We start from the raw sequence: 9652 nt of genomic DNA on the forward strand, positions 1-9652 counted from the left end.
CGGGCGTCCCGGCAGCCGGAGGGGCGGCCGGGGAGGCGGGCGCCGTCCCAGCCCCGGGCGCGGGCGTGGCCGCCCCGGCGGCCGGCGGCGCGTCCCCCGCGGCGGCGCGCGGCGCGAGCAGCACCTGGATCCGTCCGCTCGCGACCCACTGGGCCAGCCGCGGGCCGTCCGCCGTGCCGACCGCCACGTCGAGCACGACGCTGCCGTCGGTGTCCGGGCGGCCGACCGTGATGACCGTCGCGGTCAGCGAGTCCGGCCGCCCGTTGTCGGGGGTGTAGACGAGCACGACCTGCATGCCTGGCTGGAGCCGGGAGGCCGGGAGTTGGCTGCGGCGGGCGGCGACGCCGACGATGATCTGCCCGGGCTGCACGGCGAGCGACTGGGCGAGGTCGCCCTTGGTCAGCATCGCGCCGCGCTTGAGGTCGGTGGCCGCCCGCAGGCCGACCGCGCCGGAGCGGTCCTGCGCGGACACCGGCCGCAGCGCCGGGTCGGAGGCGATCCTGGCCACCACGAGGTCGTCGTCGGTGATCACCTGCCCGTACGGGACGTCCCGGGCGAGGGCCAGCACGGCGACCCGCTGGCCGGTGCTGTTGTAGAGGACGGCGCCGCCGAGCCCGCCGGCGGCGATCAGGGCGATCGACATGGCGAGCACCGCCGGGCGCCGGCGCCGGGCCCGCAGGGTGCGGGCGGGGGCGTGCGGCGCGGCGCGGCCCTTGCCGCCCCTGCCCTTGCCCTTGCCGCCGCCTTGGCCCTGCGCCTGTTCGGGAACGGCCACGGACACCGCGGCGCCTGCGGGTGTGCCGGATCCCGGCGTCGCGTACGTACGGTTCTCCACCGGGTTGAGGCCTTTCGCGTGTCGTCGTGCTCGTCCGTTGCCGTGCCGCGGTGCCGGGAAGGTCAGTTGAGCACCTGCACCTCGGCGACCTTGAGCTTGAGCGTGTCGTTCCGGTCGATCGGGATCTCGAAGTCCGCGACGTTCAGGCCCGTGACCTTCACCGCGCCCACCCAGTGCACGGTGACGTTGACGGTGAAGGTCGCGTCGGGCTCGCCGGCCGAGCCGGTCGGGAACTCGAAGCCGCAGTCCGGCGACTTGGCGCCGCCGTAGGACTTGTCGTACGGCGTCCCCGGGTTGTCGCAGGTCACCGAGTACTTGCTGCTGAAGCCCCAGACCACGCTCTTGAGCCTGGGCGTGACGGTGACGGTGACCCCCCGTTCCGTCAGGTGCATCGCCTCCGGCGCCCGGGAGCCGTTCACCCAGAGCCAGACCGGCGACTTCACCACGGCGGTGCCCTGCGGACGCGCGGCCGGCGCGGGGGCCGGGAAGGTCATCATGTCCCTGATCTGGATGGCCAGTGCGTGCGGGTCGGGCGGCGGAGCGGCCGGCGCCTGCGCGTGGAACTCCAGCGGGCCCGGGGCCCACCCCCCGCCGGCCTGCGGGCAGGACGGGAGGTAGAGCGCGCCGTCCGTGGGCTTGTGTCCCTGCCACGCCGGGTCGTCCGGTCTGTCGACGACGCGGTAGTAGCAGCCGGTCTCGCCGCTGAACCAGCCCATCTCCGGGTCGTGGCACGGCCATTCGTGCTTGTTCCACGAGCAGGTCAGCGGACCGCCGCCACTGTTGCCGCCGGTGCCGGAGCCCGTCGCCCCGCCACTGCCCGGGGTGCTCCCCCCGCCGTGGACCTCGCCGCAGATCGCCGCCGGTGCGCATTGTCCGGCGCCGCCGCCCGGTGTTTCGTCCGCGATCGCCGGAACGGCGGCCGACATCAGCAGCAGGGCCGCCGAGACCGGCGCGAGGGGTGCGAATCGCCGAGCGGTATTCCCGATGTTCAGCATGTCCGGTCCGCCTCCCGCTTGAAGTCGTAGATCAGCCAGCGTTCCTGGAACCAGCGCAGGGATGCCGTCGCCAGGTACCGGCTGACCCGCCCCACCGGTTCCCGCGCGGCCTTCGTGGCGGCGTCGACCCGGTGCCATCCCGACACGTCGAGGCAGTCCTCGATCACGGCCGTGTGCGGATCGGCTTTCAGGTCGACCGCCGTCACGACGGCGGAATTGCGCGGCGCTCCGGTCATCACCAGTTTGGCGTCGTGGAGTTGACGCAGTCCGACGAGCGTATCGGCGAGCGCCTGCGCGGAGGAGTACGTCTCCAGAGCGATTCCGTCCGAATCCGTTCGCCCGAATGCGTCCGTCTGGGCCCGCCACCAGTCCTGATAGGTGTTCATGGCCAGTCGCCCCGCGGCGCCTTCCGCACCCGTGGTCGGCGCGATCGTGGCGTTTACGGAACCACCCGAAGGAGTTAGCGGGTTCACTTGCGCGACGCTCGGCGCACCCGTCCCGAGACGATCGACGGAACCGTCCGGCCCACCGCTCGCGCACGCGCCCAGCAGCATCGCCAGAACCACCCCACCGACCCCAACCGCCCCAGGGCGCACCACATTTCCGCGCTGCCGCATCGCCCCACCTCATCGCGACCGAACCCGGCCGAACTCCGTGGCCGCCAGAAGAATTCCGCCGTCCCGCCGATGTTTCCGCGGGCATCGATTCTTCGCCAACCCACCCCATCACGGCAACACCTCGAGCCCCCTGACCTTACGCGGAAGGCGGATCCGTCGGGGCACTTTCGCGCCACAGAACGGCCAACAGTTCTTCGGAAAGCGACAATCCGGCCAATGCGCCCCGCACGGCCGCCCGATTGCGCATCAAGAGGCGTCCGCCCTGCGGCGGAACGAGCAGGCGCGCGCCCGGCGCACCCGAACTTCCGGCCGGTTCCGCGCCGTCCAGCAGCGCGGCGACGGCGGGCTGGAGGTCCAGCGGCCCGACGGCGGCGGGCGCGCCCGGCAGGCCCTGGCGCAGCACGGTGGTCAGGGCGTGGCTGAACGATCCCTCGGCTCCCGGCAGGACGGCGTCCCGGCCGCGTCTGCCCGGGGTGTAACGGCCTATCCGGCCCCACAGCGGGACGCGCGAGTAGCTCAGCAGTTCGCCCGCGCCCTCCTGGCCGGAACGGGCGTCGGCACCGCGTTCGAGCGCCGCCCAGGTGTCCCGGTCGGCGACGGCGTCGACGAGCAGCAGCGTCTCCTCATGGTCGCCGTGCACCATGGCGCTGACCACCCAGTCCCAGGCGAGGCCGCGGCGGTAGGCGTTGTCGGCGGTGCTGCCCGCGGTGACCAGGGCGAGCCGGCGCCCGCGCGGGTCGGCGACCAGCTGGCCGACCAGGCAGACCACCAGCCAGCGGCCGGGGTGCTGGGCGGCCGAACGGACGGCGGTGAGCATCGCGTTGGCGTCCGCGTCCGGCGCGACGGCGGTGACCCGGCAGCCCCCCGCGCCGGTGTCGAAGCACATCCCGGGCAGCTCCCCGGCGAGCAGACGGGCACCGTCCGGCGCGTGCGCCGACCCGCCGAAGCCCTTGTCGGGGCCGCCGTCCGCCCCGATCACCACCAGATCGACCCCGCCGACCATCCGCACGCCCCCTCCTCGCCGGCCCCGGCGCACCCGGGGCCGCCCGCCGGGCAGGCTACCCCTCCCGGCCCCCGCCGACGGGGCTCCCGGCCCCCGCGCTCCGGGACCATGGGCCCTATCCGCCCGCACCGCGACCGGAGGACGATCGGACGCATGGAGCCCGACGACGACCGTGTGGAGACCCTGAGCGAGGCCGAGTGCCTGCGGCTGCTCAGCACCGTGCCCGTCGGGCGCGTGGTGTACACCGAGCACGCGCTGCCCGCCGTCCTGCCGGTCTCCTTCGAGGTCGTGGACGGGCGGTTGCTGCTCGCCGTGCGCCGGGGAAGTGCGACCGCGCGCGGGCTTGACGGCACGGTGGTGGCGTTCCAGGCGGACCTCCTGGACCCGGTCACCCGTACCGGCTGGAGCGTGCTGGTGCACGGACGGGCGGACGCGCTCGGCGATCCCGAGCAGCTGCGGCGGGCGCTGCGCTCCGGGCTGCGGCCGTGGGTGGGGGATCCGGAGCCGATGTACTTCGCGCTGGTGCCGGAACTGGTGAGCGGGCGCCGGTTGCTCCCGGCCGGGCGCGGCGTGCTGTGGTCCTGAGGGCCTGAAGCCCTGAAGCCTCCGAAGCCCTTGATGCCCCTGCGCCCCTGAAGCCCTGACCTGGGGAATCCGTCCCGGCCCTGTCGTCGGTCCGGTGCCCGCTCCTGACAGGTACCGGGGAGTACGACTAACCTGCCGACGTCCTGATCACCGGGCTGCGGCCCGTCCCCCTCCAGGAGCGCACCGTGACGAGCTTCGCCTCCCTCGCCGACCTCGCCGCCGCCGTCGGCACCGAGCTGGGCACCAGCCAGTGGCACACGATCGACCAGCGCCGGATCGACCTGTTCGCCGAGGCGACCGGCGACCACCAGTGGATCCACGTGGACCCGCAGCGGGCGAAGGAGAGCCAGTTCGGCTCGACCATCGCGCACGGGTACCTGACGCAGTCGATGATCCCGGTGCTCGCGAAGGAGTGCTACAGCGTCGAGGGGGTGCGGATGGCGCTCAACTACGGGTCGGAGAAGGTGCGCTTCCCGGCGCCCGTGCCGGTGGGCACCGCGATCCGGGCCACCGCCGAACTCGTCTCGGCCACCGAGGTGCCGGGCGGGGTCCAGGCGGTCGTGCGCTTCACGATCACCAGCGCGGAGAGCGCCAAGCCGCACTGCGTCGCGGAGACGATCACCCGCTTCTACGTCTGACCCACCGGGGCCGGTGCGCCTGGGCCCGTACTCCGATTGGCCCGCACGGACGTCTCCACCGGGTCCGCACGGCTCACGGGGAGTAATCTCCGACGAGATGGTTGTCGTACCGCGTGGGGGCCGCGCCCGGCCCGCCCCGCGGTGCGACCCCCGGCCTGCCCGGTAGCCGCGACCGTCCCTGGAGGAGCCGTGCCCCGCCCTGCCCCGTGGTTCTCCCGCCTCGCCGGTCTGACCGCCCAGCTCGCTCCTGCACCCACCCGTCCGGCCCCGAGCCCCGACCCTGGCCCCGGCCTCGCCGGACTGCCCCGCGCGGCCTGGCACCGGGTCCGGGCGGAGGCCTTCGGGGCCGACCCGCGCGGCGAACGGCTGGCCCGCATCCACCGCTCCCCGCAGTTCGCCGACGGCGCCTTCCGCAACCCGCTGCCCACCCGCCGCCTGGTGTACGAGCGCAGCCCGCTGGAGATCACCCTCGCCCAGCTGGCGGGCGACAAGACCCGCCGCGCGCCGGCCGCCGCCGTACCGGTGCACCGGCTGCTGCCCTCCGACCTCGCCGCGCCGCCGGAGTCCGGGCTGCGGCTCACCTGGCTCGGGCACGCGACCGTCCTCGCCGAGATCGGCGGACGCCGGGTGCTGCTCGACCCGGTGTGGGGCGAGCGCTGCTCGCCGTTCGCCTGGACGGGCCCCAAGCGGCTGCACCCGGTGCCGCTGCCGCTCGCCGAACTCGGGCCGGTGGACGTCGTGGTGGTCTCGCACGACCACTACGACCACCTCGACATGGCGACGATCCGCGCGCTCAACGGGACGGGCGCGGTGTTCGCCGTGCCGCTCGGGGTCGGCGCGCACCTGGAGCACTGGGGGGTGCCGGCGAGCCGGATCGTCGAGCTGGACTGGTGGGAGTCGGCCGAGGTCGCCGGGCTGACGCTGACGGCCACGCCCGCCCGGCACTACTGCAGCCGCGGGCCGCGCACGAGCGCGCTGTTCCTGTGGGCGTCCTGGGTGGTGGCCGGCGGCGGGCACCGGATCTTCCACAGCGGGGACACCGGCTACTTCCCCGGCTTCGCCGAGATCGGGCGCCGGCTCGGACCGTTCGACGCGACGATGATGCAGGTCGGCGCGTACAGCGACTTCTGGCCCGAGGTGCACATGACGCCCGAGGAGGGCGTGCGGGCGCACCTGGACCTGGGCGGCGAGCTGCTCCTGCCGATCCACTGGTGCACCTTCAACCTCGCGCTGCACCCGTGGGAGGAGCCCGCCGAGCGGGTCGTCACGGCCGCCGACGCGCTCGGCGCCCACCTCGCGGTGCCCCGGCCGGGCAAGCCGTTCGAACCGGTGAAGCCGCCGGCGCTACGGCTGTGGTGGCGGGCGGTCGCGGCGGCGGCGCGCGGGAGCGTCGACCCGGTGGTGGGGGTACGGGAGACGGGTTTCAGCGAACAGATTTCAAAATCTGTTCGCTGAAATCTGTTATCTGTCATCTGTCATCTGTTACCTGGCACCTGGCACCCGTCACCTGCCTGCTTGGCCCCCGCCCCACCGTCCGTCCTACGCCCCCAAGACGTCCCGCAGCGCCCGCGCCTCCTTCACCAGGCGCCTCGAACCGCCCTTCGCCGCCACTGCCGTCACCTCCGCGATCGGGCCGCGCACTCGCGTCCGGCGGGCGCAGTCGGCGGCCAGCGCGACCAGGTCCCCCAGGCCGCGGGCACTCTGGTCCCCCGCCAGCAGGGCGGGCAGCGCCGCGCCGAGCACCGACCACACCGTCGCGTACGCCCCCGTCCCGGCCGCCAGGCCGAGCGCTGCGGCGAGCCGGGCCGGCTTCACCGCACCGCACTCGGCCAGCGCGCCCAGCTCGCGCCCGAGGAGCCCACCGTCGAGGTCACCGCGGGCGGCGAGCACGAGCAGCGCGTCGACGGCCGCCGTCCGGTCCTCCGCGTGGCGGGCGCCGAGCCCGTACCCGAGGACCAGGTGCAGCGCGAGCCCGGCCGCTCCGCCGGCCTCGGCGAGCACGGGCAGCATCGACCCCGCCCCGCGCTCGTCGCAGTCGGCGGCCCGGGCGAACCAGTCGAGCCAGCGGGCCGCGAGCTCCTCGCGGTGCCACGGCAGCATCGCCGCCCAGTGCGCGGTCGGCATCCAGAACCACTGCCGCTGCGCCCTGACGCGCTCCACGGTCGGCTCCGTACTCTCCAGCAGCGCCCGGAACTCGCTCGCGAGCCGCTCGCCGCCCGGCCCCTCGGGCCCCTCCCCGATGCCCGGCTGCGCGACAGCGACCCGCCGCAGGTCCTCCCACCAGCGCTCGGCGTAGTAGCGCCCGGTCCGCGCGCCCCGGCCCGGCGCGAAGACCACCCGCTCCGACGGCTGCGCGGGCAGGCCCCCGCCGCGGAGCCACTGCGCCACCCACCGCCCGGTGGGTATGGACACCGCCTCGGCCGCCCGGAGCACGTCGGCGTCGGCCGGCCCCACCCGCAGCAGCGCCGCGCACAGGTCCGCCTGACCCGGCGTCACGCCCGCCGCCGCGTACCCGGCCAGGCGCTCGACCAGCACCGCCGCGTCCAGGGCGCCGGTCGCGTCGGTGGGCGTGGCCAGCAGGCACGGCGGCCGGTTCGCGGTCACCTGCCAGGCCGCCTCCTCCAGCCGGGCGGCGAGCACCCGGCCGTGCAGCGTCATGGTCTCGCCGCGCAGTGGTGAGCGGCCCTTGCCGCCGAGGAAGTCCCAGAGCCGGTGCGGCGGCGTCCGGCCGGCCACCGCCGTCGCGACGTAGAGGACGTCCTGGGGCGCGCAGTCCTGCCAGCGCCCGACACCGTTCCAGGCGTGCACCCGCAGGACCGGCTCCAGCGCCTCGACCAGCGCCGCCCGGTGCTCGCACGCGTGCCGCACGAGCCCGTCCAGCACACGCTCGAACGCCGCGACCTCCGGCTCCCCGGCCGCCAGGAGCGCGGACAGCTCCTCGGCGACCTCCGCCGCCGAGGCGATCGGCGCCCCGAGCGGGGGCGGCCCGGGGACGGGCGGCAGCAGTTCGTTCCACCCGGTGTCCTTCTCGTCCCCGCCGACCGGCGCGCCGAACAGCTCGCCCGCACGCGGGTGGTGGACCGGGTTCAACCCCTCGGCAGTGAAGAGGAGTTCGGGCAGCACCGCGCTCCCGGCGGCCTTGAGGTGACGGGCCACCACGTTCAACGCCCGCTCCTGGACGCCGGCATCGGGGTGCGCGAACGCCCCCGACGCGGCGAGCACCACCGCGCCCGCCCGCTCCGGCGAGCGCCGGGCCGCCTTGTCCAGCCACCCCAACTGCGCCCGCACCAGCTTCTTCTCGGCCCGGAACAGCACCACCGCCGAGGCCTCGCCCAGCAGTTCGGGCTCGACCAGTCCGGCCTCGTCCAGCCCCGCCAGCACCTCCTGCGCGTACCCGGCGATGGCCGACAGGCCGTCCAGCAGCGCCACCAAGTCCCGCGCACGGGCGGCGAATTCCCCGGGCGCGGGCGCGAGGGCGCGCAGCACGTCGGCGAAGAGCCGCTGGTCGGCGGGCCTCCCACCGCGCAGCAGCCGGGCCAGGCAGCGGTCGAGCACTTCGCCCCGCTCCAGCACCCCGGACGAGGCGAGCTCGGCGACGGCCTCGGCGAAGACGTCCCCGGGCCGGGGGCTGAGCCGCCAGGACAACAGCCAGCCGACGTCGTCGAGTTCGAATACCCTCGGCATCAGCACGGGCGTGAAGGCATCGGCGCGCAGCACGTCCGCGAGCGTCCTACGCGGACCGGTCGCGCCAATGATCCTGCTGTCCACCCACTGCCGCACGAACGACTCGCTCTGCGGCACCGCGCACCCCGTGCGCCGCACGACGGCCTCGATCAACGGGTGGAGCGACCAGCTCCCGCCCGGCACCGCCCGCCCGGCCAGCCGCGTGGCCACCTCGACCTGCCACTCCACCGGCTGCGCCTCGACGACCACGGCCAGCTCCCCCGGAAGCGTGCCGCCGCGCCCGACGAAGTCCCGCCCGCCGATCCAGGTGGCGGCGCCGGCCGGGCCCGCGTGGCAGCCGGCCCCGGCGACCAGCAGGGCGGCGGCCCGCGCGTTCGCGGGGTTCGACCACTCGCCGCGGATCTCCCGGCGCTGCTCCTTCAGTCCGGGCAAGCAGGCCCGCCGCTGCGCCTGGTCCAGCCCGGCGAGCAGCCCGGGCACCACCTTCACCGACCCGCTCCGGACGGCCGCGAGCAGCTCGCCCACCCCATCAGCCACCCCCGCCGCCGATCCCGCCGACACTGCCTGCGCCGATGTCACCGCCGATGCCACCGCGTTCACGCCCCGGCCTCCTTGCCGTCCCGTACGATCCCCACCGCGAGCGCGTGCTTGCACGGCCCGCGCCCGCCGCGGTACTTGGCCCACCACAGGCAGGTGCAGCTCACCCGGCCCGCCCCGTCCGTCCGCACCCGCTGGACGTGGTCGTCCACCGTGACGACGGCCGTCGCACCGCCGTCCTCCAGCCGCACCGCGCCCGCCGCGACGAGCGCCCGCGCGGCCCGCAGCCGCGGGTTCGCCGCCTCGGCCCGCCCCGCGTCGTACGGGAGCTGCCGGTGGAAGTACGCGGCCTCGGCCATGTCGTAGCCGATCTGCCCGGCCGTGCCGAGCCGGGTGAGCGCGGCCCGCACCCGCTCCGGGGTGAGCCCGGACTGCTCCGCGAGATCGGCGATCTCGATCCGCGGCTCCCACGCGAGCAGCACGGAGACGAGTTCGGCGTCCTGCTCGGCGGTGCCGGTGGCGAGGGCGCCGAGCACCCCGCCCTCGCCGGAGAAACCGCGCGAGGCGTCCGGCGAGAGCGTCAGCGTCAGCCGCATGCCGGGCAGCACCACCTCCCACGCGGAGGCCGTCGGGCCGGTCAGGGCCGGACCGGCCGAGGGCCCGTACACGCGCAGCGCGAGCGCGTGCCGCAGCACCCGCTGGAGCGCCACCAGCCGCTCGGGGCCGGGCAGGCAGACCGCGCCCGGCACCGGACGGGT

9 protein-coding genes are annotated in these 9652 nt (G+C 75.5%); 3 read left to right on the forward strand and 6 right to left on the reverse strand.

What is annotated here, in order from left to right; all coding sequences use genetic code 11:
• The 4 genes from AB0O00_RS21210 to AB0O00_RS21225 form a co-directional block, all read right to left on the reverse strand.
• The coding region (locus tag AB0O00_RS21210) for an SAF domain-containing protein (protein ID WP_363654001.1) at window positions 1–781 on the reverse strand (781 nt) is incomplete at its 3' end.
• A 116-nt stretch (window positions 782–897) separates the two neighbouring features.
• Window positions 898–1830 carry a hypothetical protein gene (locus tag AB0O00_RS21215; RefSeq protein WP_363654002.1) on the reverse strand — a complete coding sequence of 311 codons (933 nt, stop codon included), beginning with the start codon at window positions 1828–1830 and terminating at the stop codon, window positions 898–900.
• Complete coding sequence (locus tag AB0O00_RS21220) at window positions 1824–2447, reverse strand: hypothetical protein (RefSeq protein WP_363654004.1); 624 nt, start codon at window positions 2445–2447, stop codon at window positions 1824–1826. The genes AB0O00_RS21215 and AB0O00_RS21220 overlap by 7 nt, the downstream gene beginning before the upstream one ends.
• Before the next feature lie 136 nt (window positions 2448–2583).
• The gene (locus tag AB0O00_RS21225) at window positions 2584–3456 is read right to left on the reverse strand and encodes a hypothetical protein (protein WP_363654006.1); all 873 of its coding nucleotides are present in this window, start codon (window positions 3454–3456) and stop codon (window positions 2584–2586) included.
• 147 nt (window positions 3457–3603) lie between these two features.
• On the opposite strand from AB0O00_RS21225, the gene AB0O00_RS21230 reads away from it, so the two are divergent.
• From AB0O00_RS21230 to AB0O00_RS21240, 3 genes are all read left to right on the forward strand, one after another.
• Entirely contained in the window at window positions 3604–4035 is a 432-nt protein-coding gene (locus tag AB0O00_RS21230) for a pyridoxamine 5'-phosphate oxidase family protein (RefSeq protein ID WP_363654008.1), read from the forward strand.
• Window positions 4036–4220: 185 nt separating this feature from the next.
• A complete protein-coding gene (locus AB0O00_RS21235) occupies window positions 4221–4673 on the forward strand; it encodes a MaoC family dehydratase (RefSeq protein WP_363654009.1) in 453 nt (150 codons plus the stop codon).
• A 300-nt stretch (window positions 4674–4973) separates the two neighbouring features.
• Complete coding sequence (locus tag AB0O00_RS21240; protein ID WP_363654015.1) at window positions 4974–6128, forward strand: MBL fold metallo-hydrolase; 1155 nt, start codon at window positions 4974–4976, stop codon at window positions 6126–6128.
• Window positions 6129–6212: 84 nt separating this feature from the next.
• On the opposite strand, the gene AB0O00_RS21245 is transcribed toward AB0O00_RS21240, so the two are convergent.
• Together AB0O00_RS21245 and AB0O00_RS21250 are read right to left on the reverse strand one after the other, a co-directional pair.
• Window positions 6213–8957, reverse strand: coding sequence for a DUF6493 family protein (locus tag AB0O00_RS21245; RefSeq protein WP_363654011.1), 2745 nt, complete (start codon window positions 8955–8957; stop codon window positions 6213–6215).
• The coding region (locus tag AB0O00_RS21250) for an SWIM zinc finger family protein (protein WP_363654013.1) at window positions 8954–9652 on the reverse strand (699 nt) is incomplete at its 5' end. The genes AB0O00_RS21250 and AB0O00_RS21245, both read right to left, overlap by 4 nt.

This window comes from Kitasatospora sp. NPDC093558 (genome assembly GCF_040683475.1).
Lineage (GTDB): Bacteria > Actinomycetota > Actinomycetes > Streptomycetales > Streptomycetaceae > Kitasatospora.